The organism is Rhodococcus sp. NPDC058639, assembly GCF_042717545.1.
Classification (GTDB): domain Bacteria; phylum Actinomycetota; class Actinomycetes; order Mycobacteriales; family Mycobacteriaceae; genus Rhodococcus.
The window spans coordinates 235,923-254,888 of record NZ_JBHXRF010000004.1 but is presented as its reverse complement, the minus strand read 5'-3'; the positions used below and the strand labels follow the sequence as shown (position 1 = coordinate 254,888).

General features: G+C 66.9%; 20 protein-coding genes and 2 pseudogenes. 13 read left to right on the top strand and 9 right to left on the bottom strand.

Translation table 11 applies throughout. The features are described 5' to 3' along the window. The first annotated feature begins 305 nt into the window (after positions 1-305). Complete coding sequence (nhaA, locus tag ACFWU2_RS09475; protein WP_378604423.1) at positions 306-1,610, top strand: Na+/H+ antiporter NhaA; 1,305 nt, start codon at positions 306-308, stop codon at positions 1,608-1,610. 117 nt (positions 1,611-1,727) lie between these two features. Next, on the top strand, positions 1,728-2,483 hold the full coding sequence (locus tag ACFWU2_RS09470) for a universal stress protein (protein ID WP_378604420.1): 756 nt from the start codon (positions 1,728-1,730) through the stop codon (positions 2,481-2,483). Here ACFWU2_RS09470 and ACFWU2_RS09465 read toward each other — a convergent pair. Beyond that, complete coding sequence (locus ACFWU2_RS09465; protein ID WP_378604417.1) at positions 2,477-2,653, bottom strand: hypothetical protein; 177 nt, start codon at positions 2,651-2,653, stop codon at positions 2,477-2,479. The two genes, ACFWU2_RS09470 and ACFWU2_RS09465, sit on opposite strands and share 7 nt — an antisense overlap. Before the next feature lie 237 nt (positions 2,654-2,890). Between ACFWU2_RS09465 and ACFWU2_RS09460 the strand changes: the two genes are divergently transcribed. The 4 genes and pseudogenes from ACFWU2_RS09460 (at position 2,891) to ACFWU2_RS09445 (ending at position 4,901) form a co-directional block, all read left to right on the top strand. Next, the gene (locus tag ACFWU2_RS09460; protein ID WP_378604414.1) at positions 2,891-3,034 is read left to right on the top strand and encodes a hypothetical protein; all 144 of its coding nucleotides are present in this window, start codon (positions 2,891-2,893) and stop codon (positions 3,032-3,034) included. Positions 3,035-3,133: 99 nt separating this feature from the next. After that, a complete protein-coding gene (locus ACFWU2_RS09455; protein WP_378604411.1) occupies positions 3,134-3,604 on the top strand; it encodes a hypothetical protein in 471 nt (156 codons plus the stop codon). Then, positions 3,601-3,844: pseudogene (locus ACFWU2_RS09450) on the top strand (DUF302 domain-containing protein); the annotation flags it as partial. The gene ACFWU2_RS09455 and the pseudogene ACFWU2_RS09450, both read left to right, overlap by 4 nt. A 166-nt stretch (positions 3,845-4,010) precedes the next feature. Next, the gene (locus ACFWU2_RS09445; RefSeq protein WP_378604408.1) at positions 4,011-4,901 is read left to right on the top strand and encodes an NAD(P)-dependent oxidoreductase; all 891 of its coding nucleotides are present in this window, start codon (positions 4,011-4,013) and stop codon (positions 4,899-4,901) included. Here ACFWU2_RS09445 and ACFWU2_RS09440 read toward each other — a convergent pair. Then, positions 4,898-5,800: pseudogene (locus ACFWU2_RS09440) on the bottom strand (MFS transporter); the annotation flags it as partial. The gene ACFWU2_RS09445 and the pseudogene ACFWU2_RS09440 overlap by 4 nt on opposite strands. A gap of 290 nt (positions 5,801-6,090) precedes the next feature. Here ACFWU2_RS09440 and ACFWU2_RS09435 point away from each other — a divergent pair. Then, positions 6,091-6,423, top strand: a complete 333-nt coding sequence (locus tag ACFWU2_RS09435; RefSeq protein WP_378604405.1) for an amphi-Trp domain-containing protein — start codon at positions 6,091-6,093, stop codon at positions 6,421-6,423. Between the two features lie 33 nt (positions 6,424-6,456). Here ACFWU2_RS09435 and ACFWU2_RS09430 read toward each other — a convergent pair whose 3' ends face one another. Continuing rightward, positions 6,457-7,230 (bottom strand): crotonase/enoyl-CoA hydratase family protein, encoded by a 774-nt coding sequence (locus ACFWU2_RS09430; RefSeq protein ID WP_378604402.1) that lies wholly within the window; start codon positions 7,228-7,230, stop codon positions 6,457-6,459. 87 nt (positions 7,231-7,317) lie between these two features. Continuing rightward, positions 7,318-8,019, bottom strand: a complete 702-nt coding sequence (locus ACFWU2_RS09425) for a TVP38/TMEM64 family protein (protein ID WP_378604399.1) — start codon at positions 8,017-8,019, stop codon at positions 7,318-7,320. A gap of 241 nt (positions 8,020-8,260) precedes the next feature. Here ACFWU2_RS09425 and mutA point away from each other — a divergent pair, with 241 nt between their 5' ends. Genes mutA through ACFWU2_RS09405 form a run of 4 tightly spaced genes read left to right on the top strand, consistent with a single transcriptional unit; the run spans position 8,261 to position 14,161 of the window. Further along, positions 8,261-10,150 (top strand): methylmalonyl-CoA mutase small subunit, encoded by a 1,890-nt coding sequence (gene mutA, locus ACFWU2_RS09420; RefSeq protein WP_378604396.1) that lies wholly within the window; start codon positions 8,261-8,263, stop codon positions 10,148-10,150. Continuing rightward, positions 10,151-12,397 carry a methylmalonyl-CoA mutase gene (gene scpA, locus ACFWU2_RS09415; protein WP_378604393.1) on the top strand — a complete coding sequence of 749 codons (2,247 nt, stop codon included), beginning with the start codon at positions 10,151-10,153 and terminating at the stop codon, positions 12,395-12,397. It abuts the gene before it with no gap. 7 nt (positions 12,398-12,404) lie between these two features. After that, positions 12,405-13,469, top strand: coding sequence for a methylmalonyl Co-A mutase-associated GTPase MeaB (meaB, locus tag ACFWU2_RS09410; RefSeq protein WP_378604390.1), 1,065 nt, complete (start codon positions 12,405-12,407; stop codon positions 13,467-13,469). Next, complete coding sequence (locus ACFWU2_RS09405) at positions 13,466-14,161, top strand: lysoplasmalogenase (RefSeq protein WP_378604387.1); 696 nt, start codon at positions 13,466-13,468, stop codon at positions 14,159-14,161. The genes meaB and ACFWU2_RS09405 overlap by 4 nt, the downstream gene beginning before the upstream one ends. Here the strand turns inward: ACFWU2_RS09405 and ACFWU2_RS09400 are convergent. From ACFWU2_RS09400 to ACFWU2_RS09390, 3 genes are all read right to left on the bottom strand, one after another. Further along, entirely contained in the window at positions 14,145-14,564 is a 420-nt protein-coding gene (locus ACFWU2_RS09400; RefSeq protein ID WP_378604383.1) for an Hsp20/alpha crystallin family protein, read from the bottom strand. The genes ACFWU2_RS09405 and ACFWU2_RS09400 overlap by 17 nt on opposite strands. 186 nt (positions 14,565-14,750) lie before the next feature. Then, positions 14,751-15,167 (bottom strand): amino acid-binding protein, encoded by a 417-nt coding sequence (locus ACFWU2_RS09395; protein ID WP_378604380.1) that lies wholly within the window; start codon positions 15,165-15,167, stop codon positions 14,751-14,753. Next, the gene (locus ACFWU2_RS09390; RefSeq protein WP_378604377.1) at positions 15,164-15,622 is read right to left on the bottom strand and encodes an OsmC family protein; all 459 of its coding nucleotides are present in this window, start codon (positions 15,620-15,622) and stop codon (positions 15,164-15,166) included. Before ACFWU2_RS09390 ends, ACFWU2_RS09395 begins: the two co-directional genes overlap by 4 nt. A 64-nt stretch (positions 15,623-15,686) precedes the next feature. Between ACFWU2_RS09390 and ACFWU2_RS09385 the strand changes: the two genes are divergently transcribed. Continuing rightward, complete coding sequence (locus ACFWU2_RS09385) at positions 15,687-16,361, top strand: ArsR/SmtB family transcription factor (RefSeq protein ID WP_378604374.1); 675 nt, start codon at positions 15,687-15,689, stop codon at positions 16,359-16,361. Here ACFWU2_RS09385 and ACFWU2_RS09380 read toward each other — a convergent pair. After that, positions 16,358-16,750, bottom strand: a complete 393-nt coding sequence (locus tag ACFWU2_RS09380) for a hypothetical protein (RefSeq protein WP_378604371.1) — start codon at positions 16,748-16,750, stop codon at positions 16,358-16,360. The two genes, ACFWU2_RS09385 and ACFWU2_RS09380, sit on opposite strands and share 4 nt — an antisense overlap. A gap of 40 nt (positions 16,751-16,790) precedes the next feature. Then, positions 16,791-17,720, bottom strand: a complete 930-nt coding sequence (locus ACFWU2_RS09375; RefSeq protein ID WP_378604368.1) for a sulfite exporter TauE/SafE family protein — start codon at positions 17,718-17,720, stop codon at positions 16,791-16,793. A 409-nt stretch (positions 17,721-18,129) separates the two neighbouring features. On the opposite strand from ACFWU2_RS09375, the gene ACFWU2_RS09370 reads away from it, so the two are divergent. After that, a complete protein-coding gene (locus ACFWU2_RS09370; RefSeq protein ID WP_378604365.1) occupies positions 18,130-18,966 on the top strand; it encodes a mycofactocin-coupled SDR family oxidoreductase in 837 nt (278 codons plus the stop codon).

Sequence of the window (18,966 nt, the reverse complement as noted above, 5' to 3'; positions counted from 1 at the left end):
GCCGCACGGTTCGTGCCGGTGCTCTGCGACGGTCGGCTCCAGGACGTGCGACGCGCCGGGAGGCGCTCCAAGGCGACGACCACCCGCACCGTACGAGTGCGGTACTGTCCGTTGCGGTGCGCCGGGAAGTCTGGTCGGCAAGGTGATGATCTCACTCTCGAGCCGGAGGACTGTGTGTACCGTTGCGTTGTATCTTTATCCCCGCCTGCCGGGATGCCCGGCGCGTTGACTCCCGTCGTGAATTCTCGGCCCGGCCGATGCGGCCCCGCACGACGGTCGGCCGCGCTGTCTTCCGAGGACGTGTGATGTCGAGCATCTTCTCCGGGCTTCCGTTCCTGTCCCGTGGTTCCTGGGAGGAATCCCGGCGTGTGGCGGACATACTTCGCAAGGAAACGGTGGGCGGCATTCTGCTGCTCGTCGGGGCGCTCGCCGCGCTCATCTGGGCGAACACCGCGTGGTCCGACTCCTATCACGCATTGCGCGAGACCACCGTCGGTCCGTCGGCCCTCCATATGGATTTGTCGTTGGGCACGTGGGCGGCGGACGGGCTGCTCGCGATCTTCTTCTTCGTCGTCGGTGTGGAACTCAAGCGCGAATTCGTCGAGGGCAGTCTGCGGGATCTGCGCCGCGCCGCGATGCCTGTCACGGCCGCGCTCGGCGGCATGGTGGTCCCCGCGCTGATTTTCGTCGCGATCAACGCGCGCGGTGGTGCGGAGGCGCTCAACGGCTGGGCGGTCCCCACCGCGACCGACATCGCGTTCGCGGTGGCCATCCTCGCCGTGATCGGCGCACACCTGCCTTCTGCGCTGCGGACGTTTCTGCTCACGCTGGCCGTGGTGGACGACCTCCTGGCGGTCACGGTGATCGCCGTGTTCTATACCGACGACGTGAAGCTGCTCTTTCTCGGCGCGGCACTGCTTCCCCTGCTGGCGTTCGGGTTCGCCCTGCAACGTGGGGTGAACGCATGGTGGGTACTGGCGCCCTTGGCAGTCGTCACCTGGTGGCTCGTCCACGAATCAGGGGTGCACGCCACCATTGCCGGCGTCCTGCTCGGGTTCCTGGTTCCGGTGTCACGGATGGTCGACGGTAAGAAGATTCCGGTGGCCGAGCACATCGAACACCGGATTCGCCCGCTGTCCGCGGGAGTCGCGGTACCGGTGTTCGCGTTCTTCGCCGCCGGCGTGACGGTCGGTGGCCTCACCGGGCTGGCCGATGCCCTCACCGATCCCATTTCCATCGGCGTGATTGCGGGCTTGGTCATCGGTAAGGTCGTCGGAATCTTCGGTGTCAGCTACCTGGTGGCGCGCTTCACCCGAGCGCACCTGGACGACGAACTGAGCTGGGTCGATGTGTTCGGTGTCGCGCTGCTGGGCGGTATCGGATTCACGGTGTCGTTGCTGATCGGGGATCTCGCGTACGGCGCAGGGACTCCGGCCGCCGACCACATCAAGGTCGCGGTCCTGTGCGGCTCGTTGCTCAGCGCCTTGTGCGCTTCGTCGGTGCTTGTCGTCCGCAACCGCACCTACCGGCGGATCGTCGCACTGGAAACGGTCGACGACGACGGAGACGGGATCCCGGACGTCTACCAGAAGGGTGAGCGTCATGCCTGACATCGAGCCTGACGCGGCGCGGGGCGGCGGAGTTCGGCCGACATCGGCGCGGGACACTGTCCCCGACGTCCGCACGCGGATACACCGTGATGCTGCATCGTGTACGAGGAGAAGATCGTGAACTGGACCGTATTTGCCGTCTTCGTCGTCGTGTGGGTGTTCGTCGGGTTGCTGACGGGTCTATGGATGACGCGCCGCGGACACGACGGTCGATGGACAGTCATCGCGGTGATCCTCGGGCCGTTGTTCGTCCCCATTGCGTACGAGCGAATCGAACGTAATCCCCGCTCCGTCGACGTGACCTCCGTCGACAGCTGGGGCGCGGACACCGAGAAGACATCCGGGCTCCGCGTGATGGTCGGGTACGACGCTTCCGCCGAGGCCGAGCACGCACTGCGCTCGGCGCTGCGCTTGTTCGGGAGCGGAGGCGGAGTTCTCGAGTTGGTCGCGGTCGTGTCCTACGACGACGCCAACGACCCCGACTCGACGATGGTGGACCGGGCGAAGCAGCGTCTGACCGCGGCTGCCTCCGGCGCAGGGACCGTTCCGGTGGGCTACGCGGTGCTCGCCGGTCCGCCCGGGGAGTGCCTGCGCTGGTACGCCGAGAACCACCGCGCAGACGTGCTGGTCGTCGGAAAGCGAGGCCGCGGGATGTCGACCCGGATGCTCGGTAGTGTGGCGGAGTACCTCACGGCGCACTGTCCGGTTCCTGTTCTCGTGGTGGATCCGACGGTTCCGTCGGAACCGCAGGATTCCGCAGTGCCCACTGTGGCCGTTCGCGTATCCCCACTCGACTCGCCGCGAGAAACCGGGAACCCTCAGCCGCCGGGCGGCGCAGACGACAGCCGGGGGAGCGGTCGCCCGGTTCAGTGAAGTCCGCGCCGCTGAGCCTCGCTCGTGAATTGTTCCAGGGCGGCACGAGCCTCTTCCTCGGCGTCGGTATCACCTTCGGACGCGAAGTGGCGCAGTCTGTTTCGCCAAAAATAGAGGCCTTCTACGATCTCGTCGTCCGAAAGGTCGGCGGGCACCCCGAAGTTCCCCATTCGGTGATTCTCTGCAGGAAGTCGGCCCAGCACAAGGGATGATCGTCGCGCGATCAGGGACTTTCGGACCTGGATATCGTGTCCTTTCTGTGGTTGGGGACGAACGTCTGCCGTCACCGCGGGAGCATCGCCGTGCCTCCCGGCGCGTCCGGAGGACTACCGGCAGGTCGCGCAGTCCGCTGTCGGCTCGTACCGTTTGAAGTATCGGTTCGATGTCCGGACAACAGGAGGCACACGATGGGAATGCTCAGCAGGGTCATCAAGGGCGGCGTGGCCGTCAAGGCAATCCAGGTGGTCAGGCGCGAAGCGTCCAAACCGGAGAATCAGCGCAAGGCCCGCGAGTTCGCTACCCGGTTACGCGACAAGCGCCGCTCGCGCTGACGTGTGATGGTGGGGGTCCGCAGAAACACTCACCCGTCCCGCCGCGCTCCGGCGACGAATAACTCTCGTACGAGTGACCACGAGGAGAGCGGGCGAGCGATGAGGGAGCCTGATACCGGATTCTTCAGCTGGACGGCCCGGCGGGTGAGCCTCGGTGGGGAACTGCAGGAGGTGCGTCGAGGTGAGCACCTGGAGGTTTCCTTGCCGACGACGACGCGCCCCAGCCATCTCGTCGTCTACCACGACGACGACGAAGCCGACTACGTGGCGCTCGTCGTGGGAGATGCTGCCGGAAACGAGGACGTCCCGGTCCATGCTGTCCACGAGGAACAACTCCTACTCGAGGGTGGGCGTAGTACTGCCCCTGTCGAGATCCTCGTCGGGGTACCCGACGGCCGCGACCTCGGCGCGCAACAGAGGGAACTCGACCGTCAGTTGTGCGCAGGTGGGCCGATTCGGTCGATGCTGGAATATTCGGGGGCGCGGTCGGTGGTCGTGAGCTGGTCAGGGTCGTCGAGGACGGCGCCGTCGCCCGGGCCCGACGCCGGACCGAAAAGGAAATATCCATAACCCTCGCACGCTCGACCACTCTCGCGACCACCTTCGACGACGCGCTCGATCGGACTCGAAAAGCATTGTCGGAGCGGGGTTTCGCATTCTCACCGAGATCGATATGAAGGCGACGCTCGAGGCCGGCTCGACGAGGATATCGAAGACTACGTGATTCTCGGCGCGTGCAGTCCACCCACTCGCGCATCGCGCCGTGACCACGGACAAGCAGATAGGTCTCTCCTTCCCTGCAATGTCGTGCAGAACGACTGATTCCCGGCCCTCCGTGATCCGGTACTGCTTCTCTCGGGTCTCACGAGCCGCCGCGACAGTTCACCCGCTTCCGCCGAGAGCCCGCGCCCACACGCAGGCGGCGCTAGAGTTGAACCGGCCGCCAACACGCTTTCCCGATGGGAAGGACTTTGCTGTGGAGATCGGATTTCTCGGCCTCGGCACGATGGGCACACCGATGGCCCGCAATATGGCACGAGCCGGAAACACCGTCTCCGTCTGGAATCGAAGCCCCGGCAAAGCCGGCGCTGTGGTCGAGTACGGTGCCACGGAAGTCGACTCGCCGGCGGAGGCGTTGCGTGTGCCCATCTCGTGTAGTGCACTGGCCGACGACCACGCGTTCGCGGGGACCGTACTGTCTCCCGACTCTCTCGCTGCGATGCGGCCGGGTTCCATCCACGTCAACCTCGCCACGGTGAGCCCCGAGATGGCGACCCACGCTGCGGAGGCGCTGACAGGTATCGGCGTCCGCTACGTGGCCTCCCCGGTCTTCGGGCGCGCGGAAGTTGCGGACGCGGGCAATCTGACGGTGCTCGCCGCGGGTGACTCCGCCGCCGTGGAGGAAGTGGCTCCTCTGCTCGAGGCGATCGGACGCCGGACGTGGCGGATCGGCGAGGACCCCAAGCAGGCCAACATCGTCAAGATTCTCGGCAACTATCTGATCGCCAACGCACTCCAGGCCATGGCCGAGGCGACGACCATCTCGGAGAAGGTGGGCGGATCACCGGAGTTGCTGATGAACATCATGAACGACAGCTTGTTCCCCGGTGCCGTCTACGAGGGCTACGGGCGGATGATCTCTCGTCGCACGTACGAACCGACCGGATTCGGCCTGGCTCTGGGGCTGAAGGATGTGCGTCTCGCACGAGCCCAGGCACGGGAGGCCGACGTGACGCTGCCGTTCGGAAGCGTGCTCGAAGATGTGTTCATCGATGCGCTGGCCCACGGGCAGGCCCGTCAGGACTGGTCCGCGATCACCGAGGCGACCCGGCGCAGGGCCGGTCTGACCGGGGACACCACCGCCTAGGTGCTGTCCGCCGGTTCGTGGGATTCCGGATCGGGTACATGCCCCATCCGTAGGCAGACGAGGATTCCGGCGAGGCCTGCGACAAGGGGAACGAGCAGGGCAACCTGCAGAGCGCGAGGACGGCTGTCCGTGTTGATCCGAACGATCTCGTCTCGAATCACCCGCGGCTGTCCTACGAGCAGTTGTTCGAGTTGTGTGTTGCTCATGACCTGCGCGTCGTCCTCGAGCACTTGCGCGACCTGACGCTGCTCGGCCAGAGGGAGTACGGTGCTCCATTCCGCCATGGACGTGAACGTGAAGGACAGTGTCGCCAGCATCAGAGCACCTGCGAATGCGAGCCCGAACGAGAGTCCGAACGACCCCGACGTGGAATTGACCCCTGCCGCTTCACTGATGCGCTCTTCGTCGATCGGTGCGAGTGTGTAGTTGTTGAGTTGGGACACCAGCAAACCCAGGCCGGATCCGGCGATCATCAGGGGAAGTATGAGCCCCCAGCCGAATTCGGCTCGCGGCACGATCGGGATCAGCGCCGCGATTCCGACCGTCAACAGCACGAATCCCCAACGGATGATGCTGCTGGGGCGCCGGTCGCCGGCCTTGTTGCCTGCGAGCACGGCCACCGCAAACATACTGAGAGACAGCGGCGCGAGCGACAGGCCCGCTTGCAGCGCGTTGTATTCGAGCACCATCTGCAGGTAGATGGGCAACGCGATCATCGTCCCGCCCAGGGCGATCTGCTGGAGCATCTGTCCCGTGATTCCCAGCCGGAACATGGTGGAGTGAAACAGATCCGGGTCCAGCAACGCCGTCTTTCCTCGATGTTTGCGCCGCACGAGCCAGCCTGCGAGGCAGACCAGCGAGAGTGCGAGCACGAACATCGCCATCGCCAGCAGGAGACCGAGCAGACGCCGAGGGGCCACTACTCCTCGGAAGATTCACCGGCAGGTGACTGTTCGCTCATGCGGTGTACACCGCCGTTCGGTCGGGGTCCCCGGAGCGGACGGGAAGCCGCACCGGTACCCGGGTGATACCCATCCCGAGACCGAGTTTCTCGCGGGCGAGGGCGATGCAGGCGGAGGTCGGAAGGTTCACTCGACCGGTGGCCCGCCGTCCGTCTTCTCGTTCGGGCTGGTCGCACACCTCGCGGCGGTTACCGTGAGTGCACACTGCGCTGAGGTCAGGAGTCGTCGTGCCCAAGCTGGAGATCAAGAAGACGTCCGAGCTTTCTCGCAAGGAAGCGTCCGAGCGGCTGATCGAACTCGGCCGTGCTCTCGCCGACGGCTCGGAGGTGGAGCTGGGGTCCTCCGGTGACTCGGTGACAATGGTGGTCGCCGACCGAGTGCGGTGGGAGTTGGAGATCGAGGTCGACGGCGACGAGATCGAGATCGAGATCGAGATCAGCTGGCGCGACGCTCCGTCCGGCGCATCGGCGGCCGAGGAGCAGCCGCCGACGGAGTCGACGAGCCCGTCTCCTGCCCGTCCGGCGCGGCGGGGACGGCCCCGCAAGACGCCGGCAAAATGACCGCGTGGCGCACGCCCGTCCAGCCGGGCCGGCCTACGAGAAGTCGCCGTGGCGGCCTTCTCCGCCGCTGAACCGGGCTGCACCGAGGGGCGTATCGGCCGCGAGAGATTCCATTCCGACCCGGATCTCCAGCGCCATGGCCTCCCGCTCGGTGCGTCCGAACTGGTCGTGAGCCGACCGGCGGTCGTTGCGCATGCAGGTTTGCGGAAAGCGCGTCAGCTCGCGGGCAAGCTGCTCTGCGGCTGCTCGCGCGGTGCCGGGCTCGACCACACGATTGGCCAGGCCGAAACCGAGCGCCTCGTCCGCACCCACCGGCCGGCCGGTCAGAATCATGTCCATGGCCCGGCTCTCGCCGATCAATCGCGGAAGTCGCACGGTGCCGCCATCGATGAGCGGTACTCCCCAGCGCCGGCAGAACACACCGAACACGGCGTCCGACGCGGCGACCCGCAGGTCACACCAGATCGCAAGTTCGAGCCCGCCGGCCACAACATAGCCCTCGATCGCCGCGATCACCGGTTTCGACATGCTCAAGCGCGTCGGCCCCATCGGGCCGTGACCCTCCACCGCGACGGTGTTGGCTCTCTCTGTACCGATCGCTTTCAGATCGGCGCCGGCGCAGAACGTCCCGCCCTCGCCGTACAGGACGGCGACGTCGGTGCCGGGGTCGGTGTCGAACTCTTCGAATGCCCGCGCGAGTTCCGCGGCCATCGCCCCGTCGACGGCATTCCGGCGATCCGGTTGCGCCATGACCACCGTGGTCACGCGATCCTCGGTCTCGACGCGGATGGATTCGTATGTCGTCATCTTCTCGCTCCGCTCCCAGTCATCGCTCCCAGTCTGAACGGGAGCGCAGCAGAGCCGGGGCAATACTCCGGATCGACCGGGGCTGTGTCACTCGCTCCGGGTCGAGTGTGCCGGGGGATCGACGACGGCGTCCAGAGCGGAGCCCGCCGGCTCGGGGAGCCGGGCTTCGAGTAGGAGGCCACCGATGCCGACCGCGATACACACGGCGCTGACCACCATCAACGCAGGATCGGCCCGGCCGGTGAGGGCGTCGCCGAGCAATACGACACCGACGGTGCCCGGAAGGATGCCGACCATCGTGGCGAGGGTGTACGGCACGAATCGCACCGACGACACAGCGCAACAGCAGTTGACGACAAAGAACGGTGCAGCCGCGATCAATCTCAGGGACCCGACCGCGAGCCAGCCACGGCGTGCCAGACGCAGGTCGACCGCTTTGGCTGCCGGGTGCGTCAGATGCGACTCGACGACCGTGCGTCCCACTGCGCGCAGGAGGAGAAACGCGAGAATCGCGCTCGCGGTCGTTGCGGCGACCGACACCGCGATTCCGGTCACGCTCCCGAACAGCACACCGGCGCTGAGCGTGAACACCGTTCGCGGCACGGGAGCGATCGTCACCAGGGTGTGGATCGCGAAGAACGTCAGGATCAGGGTGGGGCCGTTCGCCGACTCGGACCAGTCCCGGATCTGTCCGACGGAGGGGAGCGGAACCAGCAGCGCTACGGCGATCAGCCCGGCGAGCAAGAGGAGGAGACCGAGGATCCTGCGGTCTCCGATAATCCTCGTCACGGGGTCTGAGCGTACCCGCGAGGCGCGGCACCTCCGGAGGTGCCGCGGCCGGCGTGCCCAACCACACAGTGCCGACCCGCATTTATCGATCGTTAGACAATCTGTGGGAATCCCCACAGTGGGTGTCCAGAGTGTGCGGCTAGCATCACAGCGACAAAGGTTTAACCTTTTCGGGATCATCCGCCTCCGGCCGACAACGCCGCCGAACAGATCCTGCATGCCGCAGTAGGAGGAATCGCACGTGTCATTAGCTGCAGAAGCCGAGGACGCCGCGCGCGCATACGCGCAGTGGCAGGACGCGGTCGCGGGAGTGCTCGCCAAGTCCCGGCGCGTCGATCCGGCAGAACTCGGCCCCGAGCCGCAGCGCCTGCTCGAGACCACGACGTACGACGGCGTCACCGTAAACCCCCTCTACGGCATTCGCGACGAACGTCCCGAGGTCCCGTTGCCCGGTGAGTTCCCGTTCGTGCGCGGAGGCTCCTCCACCCGCGACGTCACGACCGGTTGGCTGGTGTCCGCGCAGTTCGGCGGCGACGCGGCGGCGACCGGTTACGGCACCGCCACCAAGGTCAACGAGCGCATCCTCAACGGCCTCGAAAACGGCGTCGGTGCACTGTGGTTGCGTGTCGGCGGCACCGACCTTCCCGTCGAGTCTCTCGGCGCAGCCCTCGAGAACGTGCTGCTCGACCTCGCGCCGGTGACGCTCGACGCCGGGGCCGAGACCGTCGCGGCCACCGCAGCCCTGTACGCGGTCGTCGACTCCCGCAGCGACCTCGCCGACCCGGATGCCGTGCGCCTCTTTCTCGGTGCCGCGCCGCTGACCAGCGAATTCTCGGGTCGCGCCGACACCACCGTGCCGGAAGCGATCGAACTAGCGGTCGTGGCGGCGGAGCGCACCGGCACGGTTCGCGCCCTCACCGTCGACGGCACCGCATTCCATGACGCCGGAGCCTCGGACGCCGAGGAACTCGCCGCGTCGGTCGCCGCCGGCCTCGCGTACGTTCGCGAACTGATCACCGCCGGACTCTCGCCGGAGCAGGCACTCGGACAGATCGAGTTCCGTCTGGCTGCCACGGACGATCAGTTCCAGACCATCGCGAAGTTCCGCGCGGGTCGGCAGGTGTGGGCACGTATCGCCCAGGTGGTCGGTGCACCGGAAGCCGGTAATGCTCCCCAGCATGCGGTCACGTCGGCCGCGATGATGGCCCAGCGCGACCCCTGGGTGAACATGCTGCGCACCACGCTCGCCGCATTCGGCGCAGGCATCGGCGGTGCCGACGCCGTGACCGTGCTGCCGTTCGATGCCGCCCTGCCGACGGGCGCACTCGGCGTGTCCGAAGGGTTCGCAGCACGCATCGCCCGCAACACCCAGTTGCTGCTCCTCGAGGAATCGAACCTCGGTCGCGTTCTCGACCCCGGCGCCGGGTCCTGGTACGTCGAGGAACTCACCGCGCAGATTGCCGCCAAGGCATGGGAGTTCTTCCAGGAAATCGAAGCCGCCGGCGGATACCGCGCCGCCCTCGAGTCGGGGCTGGTCGCTGAACGCATCGCCGCGACCCGTGCCCACAGGGAAGCCGACATCGCGCATCGCAGGACCGCGCTCACCGGCATCAACGAGTTCCCCAATCTCGCTGAGGCGCCGCTCCCCGCCGGAGCCGCGGACGCAGGCACGTTCGCCGCGCGCTATGCGGCCCCGTTCGAGGCGCTGCGTGACCGCTCGGACGTCTACCTCGCCGCGCACGGCGCCCGGCCGAAGGTGCTGCTCGCACCGCTCGGACCCGTCGCCGAACACAACGGCCGCAGCACTTTCGCCGCGAACCTGATGGCATCGGGCGGCATCGAGGCCGTCAACCCGGGTCCGCTCGATCTCACCGGCGATGCTGTCGCCACCGCCGTCAGCGGCTCCGGCGCGAGTATCGCGATCCTCTGCGGCACCGATGCCCGGTACGGCCAGGACGCCGCGACCGCCACCGCCGCGCTGCGCGCCGCGGGAATCACCACCGTGCTGCTCGCCGGACCGGAGAAAGCCGTCGGCGATGTGCAGGGCGAGAGCCGCCCCGACGGCTTCCTCACCGCCCGTATCGACGCGGTTGCCGCGCTGACCGACCTGCTCGACACCCTGGGAGCGTAAGTGAGTATCGAACACGAGATCGGCAGCTTCGCCGACATCCCGCTGACTGATCCGGCGGCGCCGGTGCCGTCCGCTCCCACCCCGGAGCAGGCCGACGCGCTCACCGAATCCGTCGCTACCGCCAACCTGTACACCAAGGACCAAGTGGTGTGGTCCACGCCCGAGGGGATCGACGTCAAGCCGGTCTACACCCGGGCGGACCGCGATGCGATCGTCGCCGAGGGCTACCCGCTCGACAGCTACCCGGGGATCGCGCCCTTCGTGCGCGGCCCCTACCCGACGATGTACGTCAACCAGCCGTGGACCATCCGGCAGTACGCCGGATTCTCCACCGCCGCGGAGTCCAACGCCTTCTACCGCCGCAACCTCGCGGCCGGACAGAAGGGCCTGTCGGTCGCCTTCGACCTCGCGACCCACCGCGGTTACGACTCCGACCATCCGCGCGTCCAGGGCGATGTCGGCATGGCCGGTGTCGCGATCGACTCGATCCTCGACATGCGGCAACTCTTCGACGGCATCGATCTGTCCCAGGTGTCCGTGTCGATGACGATGAACGGCGCGGTGCTGCCGATTCTCGCGCTGTACGTCGTCGCCGCGGAAGAGCAAGGCGTCAAGCCCGAACAACTCGCCGGAACCATTCAGAACGACATTCTGAAAGAGTTCATGGTCCGCAACACCTACATCTATCCGCCGAAGCCGTCGATGCGGATCATCTCCGACATCTTCTCGTACACCAGCGCGAAGATGCCGAAGTTCAACTCCATCTCGATCTCCGGTTACCACATCCAGGAGGCCGGAGCGACGGCCGATCTGGAACTGGCGTACACCCTCGCCGACGGTGTGGAGTACATCCGTGCCGGACTGGACGCAGGCATGGCCATCGACAAGTTCGCACCGCGGCTGTCGTTCTTCTGGGCCATCGGAATGAACTTCTTCATGGAGGTGGCCAAGCTCCGCGCCGGCCGACTCCTGTGGGCCGAACTGGTCGAAAAGTTCGAACCCAAGTCCGCCAAGTCGCTGTCGCTGCGCACCCACTCGCAGACCTCGGGGTGGTCGCTGACCGCGCAGGACGTGTTCAACAACGTCACGCGTACCTGCGTCGAGGCGATGGCCGCGACCCAGGGTCACACCCAGTCGCTGCACACCAACGCGCTGGACGAGGCGATCGCGTTGCCGACCGACTTCTCCGCCCGTATCGCCCGCAATACGCAGCTGTTGCTGCAGCAGGAGTCGGGCACCACCCGGCCCATCGATCCGTGGGGTGGCTCGCACTACGTCGAGTGGCTCACCCACGAGCTCGCCAACCGGGCCCGCGCGCACATCGCCGAGGTCGAGGAAGCCGGCGGCATGGCGCAGGCCATTTCCGAAGGCATCCCGAAGTTGCGCATCGAGGAAGCTGCGGCGCGCACCCAGGCCCGTATCGATTCCGGTCGCCAGCCGCTGATCGGCGTCAACAAGTACGTTCCCGACGAGGTCGACACCATCGAGGTGCTCAAGGTCGAGAACTCCAAGGTGCGAGCCGAGCAGATCGCGAAGCTCGAGCAGCTTCGGGGCGACCGCGACGAGGCCGCGACGCAGGCCGCGCTCGCCGAGCTGACCCGCGCCGCCGCGTCCACAGACGGCGGCATGGAGAACAACCTGCTGGCCCTCGCGATCGACGCGGCACGCGCGAAAGCGACCGTCGGAGAGATCTCCGACGCCCTCGAGAAGGTCTACGGGCGGCACCAGGCCGAGATCCGCACGATCAGCGGGGTGTACCGCGACGAGGCCGGAAAGGCGGCAAACATCACCACGGCAACGGAACTCGTCGAGAAGTTCGCTGAAGAGGAGGGCCGCCGGCCCCGCATCCTCGTCGCGAAGATGGGACAGGACGGCCACGACCGCGGACAGAAGGTGATCTCCACCGCCTTCGCCGACCTCGGCTTCGACGTGGACGTCGGACCGCTGTTCCAGACGCCCGAAGAGGTCGCCCAGCAGGCGGCCGACAACGACGTGCACGTCATCGGTGTGTCGTCGTTGGCCGCGGGTCACCTCACGCTGGTTCCTGCTCTCAAGCAGGCACTGGCCGAGGTGGGCCGCGAGGACATCATGATCGTCGTGGGCGGCGTCATTCCGCCCGGGGATTTCGACGAGCTCTACCAGGCAGGTGCTGCGGCGATCTTCCCGCCGGGAACGGTGATCGCCGACGCGGCCACCGGCCTGCTCACCAAGCTGGCAGCTCAGCTCGGCCACCACGCCCAGGGATAGACCGGACATGGGCAGACCTCCGGTCGATATCGACGCTCTCGCCGACGCGGTGCTCGCGGGACAGCGAGCCGCCGTGGCGAAGGCGATCACCCTGGTCGAGTCCACCCGCAACGACCACCGGGAGCAGGCGCAGCAGTTGCTGTTGCGCCTGCTCCCGGAGGCGGGCGGGGCGATCCGGGTCGGCATCACCGGCGTTCCCGGCGTCGGCAAATCGACGTTCATCGACAACCTCGGCATGTACCTGCTGGGCAAGGGGCACCGGGTGGCGGTACTGGCGGTCGACCCGTCGTCGACCCGCACCGGCGGATCGATTCTCGGTGACAAGACCCGCATGGCCAGGTTGTCGGTGGAACGTGATGCTTTCATCCGGCCGTCGCCGACCGCCGGGACCCTCGGCGGTGTCGCGAAAGCCACTCGCGAAACCATGGTGCTGCTCGAGGCGGCGGGTTTCGACGTGATTCTCGTCGAAACCGTCGGTGTCGGGCAGTCCGAGGTGACGGTTGCGAACATGGTGGACTGCTTCACCTTCCTGACGCTCGCGCGCACCGGCGACCAGTTGCAGGGCATCAAGAAGGGCGTGCTCGAACTCGCCGATCTCGTCGCGGTCAACAAGGCCGACGGCAAGTTCGAGCGCGACGCCCGCGTCGCCGCCCGGGAACTCGCAGGGGCCATGCGGCTCGTACACCCGCACGACGCACTGTGGAAACCCCCGGTCATCACGATGAGCGGGCTCGAAGGCAGCGGGCTGGACACCTTCTGGGACACCGTCCTCGAGCACCGTCGCGTGCTCACCGAGGCGGGCCGATTCGAAGAGAACCGCCGTCGTCAGCAGATCGATTGGACCTGGACGATGGTGCACGACCAGTTGCTACGCCGTCTCGAATCCGCGCCGCGGGTCAAGGCGATCCGGGGTGAGGTCGAGGCGGCCGTGCAGGACGGATCGCTCACCGCGGCTCTGGCGGCGCAACGGATCCTCGATGCGTTCGACGGTGTAGGCGAACAAGAGTCTGCGGGCGCAGTGACTACTAACGTCGGCGGCGCGGGGTCCACGGGCGACGGCGGCGAGCGGTGAACCGCACTGCGGTCGCTACCGCCGCGTTCGTCGCGTTCGCGGCCGTCGCAGTGGCGCACCTCGTCGCCCAGCTCGTCGACCCTGATTCTTTCGTGACCGAGTCCACGCAATGGCTGCTCATGCCGCTGCTCGCGCTCGGAGTGGCCGCCCGTAGCGCGCCTCCCCGGGATCGGCTGGTGACACTGACGCTTCTCGCGCTGTTCTTCTCGTGGCTCGGCGACGCCGCCCCTGACCTGTTCGACGGGGATACCGCATTCCTCGTGCTGATCGGGTTCTTCCTGTGTGCCCAGGTTACGTATATCGCCGCGTTCCTGCCCTACCGCGACCGCAGCGCGCTCTCCACGAACCGGTGGCTTCTCGCGCCGTATGCCGTGGCAGTGGTAATTCTGATCGCGGTGTGCGCGCCGGGCGCCGGGGCACTCGTCGTCGCGGTGACGATCTACGGATTGTGCATCGCCACGATGGCGGTTCTCGCGACGGGCGTGTCCCGGACCGTCGCGTGGGGCGCGGTCGTCTTCGTGATCTCGGATTCGCTGATCGCGTTGAACGCCTTCGTCGACGGGTTCTCCCTGCCTGCCACCGGTTTCTGGATCATGATCACCTATATCTGCGCGCAAGCTCTCATCGCACGCGGTGTGCTCACCAGGAACGCGGAAGCGAAGGCCGACGTCCGCGTCAGTCCGCTTTCTTGACCTCGATCTTCTTCGCGGACGAGTCGGTGTCGCCGATACCGACGGACACGGTCAGAATTCCCTGGGCATACGAGGCATCGATGTCGTCCTCCTTGGCCCCGCGCGGGAGCGTGACGCTGCGCCGGTAGGAGCCGTACGTGAACTCGGAGTGGCCGTTGTCCGATTTCTTGTCGGTGCGCTCGGCCGAGATCTCGAGTCGCCCGTCGTTCACCTGCACGTTGATGTCCTTGTCGGGATCGAGACCGGGCATCTCGGCGCGCACGATGTATCGACCGTCTGCCACTTCGTCCTCGACACGAATGATGTTGTTGCCGAGAGTCGGTCGGAAACCGCCGATCGAATCGAAGAAGTCGGACAGTTCCGGAAAGGGGTTCCAGGCGCGGCGTGCGGGAACAGTGGACATGAGATCTCCCTCGAGGTGAAATGCCGGTTTCGTGTCCGGCCGAGTGCGGACAATCCACACGAATGCACCGATTGCCCTTGTCGGACAATCGAATTCGTTCGTGCTCTGGCTTCAAGATAGTGCACCGTGTGTGGCCTCGTGACGGGTATCGGGCGATCGGTGCGCAGGGCGTGCCGCTCGCGCAGTTCACCGGTTCCGCTGCGACCGGGTCGTCCACTCTGCGGCGATGTGTCGTGCGTCCTCGTGTCGCGCTGGGTCGGTGACGACGACGAGGTGGTGGTCGTGGTCGCTGTACTGGACGAGAATATTGATCGCTTCGTCCGCAAGGCGGCGTGTGAAGGCACCCAGTTGGCCGGGCACCTCCTGGTCGAGCGCGAGCATCACCACGGGCCGGATCGTCACCGGCCCGACGCCTGCCGCGTCGAGCGCGCGGCTCGCGGTCTCGGCGTCGCCCACGAGGAAATGGGCGATCGCTGCACCACGGAAGGTGAAGACTCCACCGCCTTCGAGACTCACTCCGGCTCGGCCCAGCAGCTCACCGAAATGCGCGAGGGCACCGGGCTCGTCGGGGAGCATTACTTCGATATCGCGGAGGGCGCTCATGCGTCGATCACCGTCACCTCGACCTGCACGGGGCACTTCAGCGTGTTCGCGATGTAGCACCCGCGGTGCGCGGCGGCGGCAGCGGTGCGGACCTTCTCGTGATCGGTTCCCGCAGCGACGCGAATCACCGGTGCGAGCCCGATCTCGACTATCTGCGGAGGCGCGCTACCGGTATCGAGCACGGCAGTGGCGGCGTCCGCGTAGGAGAGCACGTCGAGGCCGGCCTGAGCAGCAACCGCGAGAAACGAGAGCAGCTGGCACGATGAGGCAGCGGTGACCAGGAGTTGTTCGGGGTCCAGCAGGTCGGCGTCCCCGCGGAACGCCGGATCAGCGCTGAGAGAAAGTTCCTGGGTTGCCGGTGGGGCGGTAGCGGTGTGATTGCGTGAATACCCGCCGTACCCTGCTCCTGTCGTGCCCTGCCATCCGATCCGAGCGCCGTAGTGGTGTCGAGTCATGTCGGCACCGTATCCCTGCAAAGTTTCGGCGTGCGCCGAACTGTCCCCGTTCTACATTTGTGTTGTGAGTAAAGACTTCTCGGTGATCGGGCACGCGCTGTCGGCCTCCGCGCGGTCGGTCGTACTGAATGCACTTATGGACGGATCGAGTCGGCCGGCATCCGAATTGGCTGCGGCTGCGAAGGTCAGTCCATCCACTGCGAGTGGGCATTTGGCGATTCTCTGCGACGCCGGCCTCATCGTTGCCACGGTGCGTGGTCGGCAACGCTTCTACCGTCTCGCCGGCCCCTCCGTCGCGGCTGCACTCGAACAGCTCGGCCACCTGTGCCCCTCTGCTCCTGTGGTGTCGTACCGGCAATCTCGCCAAGCCGAAGACCTCGCGCAGGCACGGCTGTGCTACGACCATCTCGCCGGGCGTCTCGGTGTGGCGTTGACCGACGCAATGGTCCGGGGCGGGTGGTTACGCGAGGAGAGAGGGCTGGAGGCGACCGACCTCGGGCTGAGCCGACTCGGTGACCTCGGCCTCGACCTCGCGGCAGGCGGGTCGTCCCGCCGACCGCTCTGCCGGGCGTGTCCCGACTGGACGGAGCGGCGGCCACACCTGGCAGGACGACTCGGCGCCGTCCTCGCGAGTCACGCTCTCGCAGCCGGTTGGGTCCTGCCCGCTCGCCGCGGCCGTGGTCTCGCGGTCAGTCCCGCGGGGCGGGACGCACTCCGAAAGCACTGGGGTATCGACTAGCACTCGGGGGATCGACGGCGGCACCCTTGCGGCAGTCTGACCGGGTCGTCGTCGACGGTGCCGGGGGGGGTCTCGACATCGGCAGGTCCACTCGGTGTCGGCTGCGCGCCGTTGCCCCCGACGGTGATCGACACCGACACCTGGGGCAGTTCGACTTTCGTTGCCGAGAAGGAAGTCCCCGCGGTCGAGGCGGACATGCTGTAGGCGAGGCCGCCCAAGGACTCGATCTGCTCGTCGGAAATCATCACGAGTCCGGTGGTCGCGGCGGAGGCGGTCGCGACGACGCCGTTGCCCGGTTCGATGAGGATCTCGGCGCCGCGGGACCCGCGGCCACGTAGTCCGGCCGCTGCTCTCCTGGGAATCGGAGGCCGCGAGACCGCGAGACCCACGGCCGAACCGGTTACGGGCGCGTATTCTCCGCGCCGTCGATCACCTTTCGCGCAGGGGAACAGGTGCGGGCACTCCGAGGCGCTCCAGCGCCCCGGAGGACTCGGCCGGAGTGAGGCGCGAACGCTTCCACGACACGGCCAGCAACGCGATCCAGGCGCCTACGATCGCGCACGTCACCGAGGCCGACGCGATCGGTCCCGCATCGACCACGCCGAGGAGTTTGTGGGCGTTGGTGAGGACGATGACTCCACCGACGGCAGTACCCAGCAACGTGGCCGGTACCCGGCTCACCAACCATGCGGCGAACGGTGCCGCCAGGGCACCACCGAGAGCCAGACCCGCGACCACCAGCAGATTGCCGAGGGACTCGTGCCCGAGACCGACGAGGAAACCGATACTCGCCGAAACGGCGACGAGGAACTCGGAGGCGCTCACCGAGCCGATCACGGTGCGCGGGGCCGTTTTGCCGCGCGAAAGCAATGTGCTGGTCGTGATCGGCCCCCAGCCTCCGCCGCCGCTCGCGTCGACGAAACCGCCGAAGAAGCCGAGAGGGGAGAGGAACTTCGCCGTGTGCGGCGACGTCCGGGCGTGCGCAACGGCAGGCGGCCGCACCGAGAACCGCAGGGCAACGTACACGCCGATCGCCAGCAGGATGGCAGCAGTCACGGGTGTCGCGGCCTCGGTCGACAAGCTCGACAACACCGTCGCACCGAGAAACGCGCCGATCGCCCCGGGAACACCGAGTCGCAGCACGACCTTCCAGTCGACGTTGCGGAACCGCCAATGTGACACGCCGGAGACCAGCGTGGTACCGACTTCTGCGAGGTGCACCGCGGCGCTGGCATGAGCGGCACCCACACCGCTGAAGATCAGCAGAGTGGTCGCGGTGACGCCGAATGCCATGCCCAGCGCACCGTCGACGAGTTGTGCACCGACGCCGACGAGGGTGAATACGAGCAAATTGAACATGAGCAGCGCTCCGAAGTCCGAAAGTAACCGAGTTGTGCTCGGTGGTGAGAACCGAAAGGAGCGGCCGAACCGCTCAGCAACAGACCTCGGTGCAACACAGACAGTCGAAACACGCGCCACGACGCGTAGGCCAGAACGGCATGAGCGCAAGCATGGTGGCCGGAGCCGCCTCGATGCTCGTCGCGTGCACGTTGCCGTCCTCATATGTCGTCGATGTCACCACTGCTCGCGGCGACCGGCCGAGCATAACCCCGTTCCGGTGCCGGCAACACCGCCCACCGGAAAATCCCGGTAAGCCGTCTCGGCACCGTCCGGTGGTCCCGATGTGTGAGACGGACGGGAGACGGTTCGGGGGCCCATGGCTTACTGGCGGGTCTACGGGCTCATCGGAACGATTTGGAGGAATCGCGTGAACGGATTCGAAGGCAGAGTTGCATTCATCACCGGCGCCGCACGAGGACAGGGCCGTGCGCACGCGGTGGCCTTCGCCGAGCGTGGAGCCGACGTCGTCCTCCTCGATCGTTGCGAGGACCGTGATGTTCTCAGCTACCCGATGGCAACTGCCGACGATCTGGAGGAGACCGCTCGCATGGTGGAGGCGGCCGGGACCCGGTCCTTGGTCGTGCAGGCCGATGTGGGGGATCGGGACGCGATGGACGCCGCTGTCGAGGCGGGCATCTCCGCGTTCGGCCGGATCGATATCGCGGTCGCCAACGCGGGGGTGACGCTCATGGGATCGGTTCAGCACACCACGACCGCGCAGTGGGACGAAGTCCTCGGCAGCAATCTCACCGGGGTCTTCAACACCATCGGAGCGGTGGCGCCGGGAATGATCGAACGCGGCTACGGCCGGATCGTGACCGTCTCCTCGATGCTGGGCCGCCAGGGCGGCACCAACACTGCCGCCTATTCCGCCTCGAAGTGGGGCGTGATCGGACTGACCAAGAGTGCCGCACTCGATCTCGCCCGGCACGGCATCACCGTCAACGCTGTCGCCCCCGGCAACATCAGCACCCCGATGATCCACAACGAGACGCTCTACGGCCACATGCGTCCGGATCTGGAATCCCCCACAGCCGACGACGTCGAACCGGTCTTCCGCTCCCTCCACGTGCAACCCGTCGCGTGGCTCGATGCCTTCGAAGTCACCCGGGCAGTGCTGTTCCTGGCGGCCGAGGACAGCGTTCACCTCAGTGGCGTCGTGATCCCGGTCGACGCCGGCAACGCCGCCAGGACCAGCGGCTGA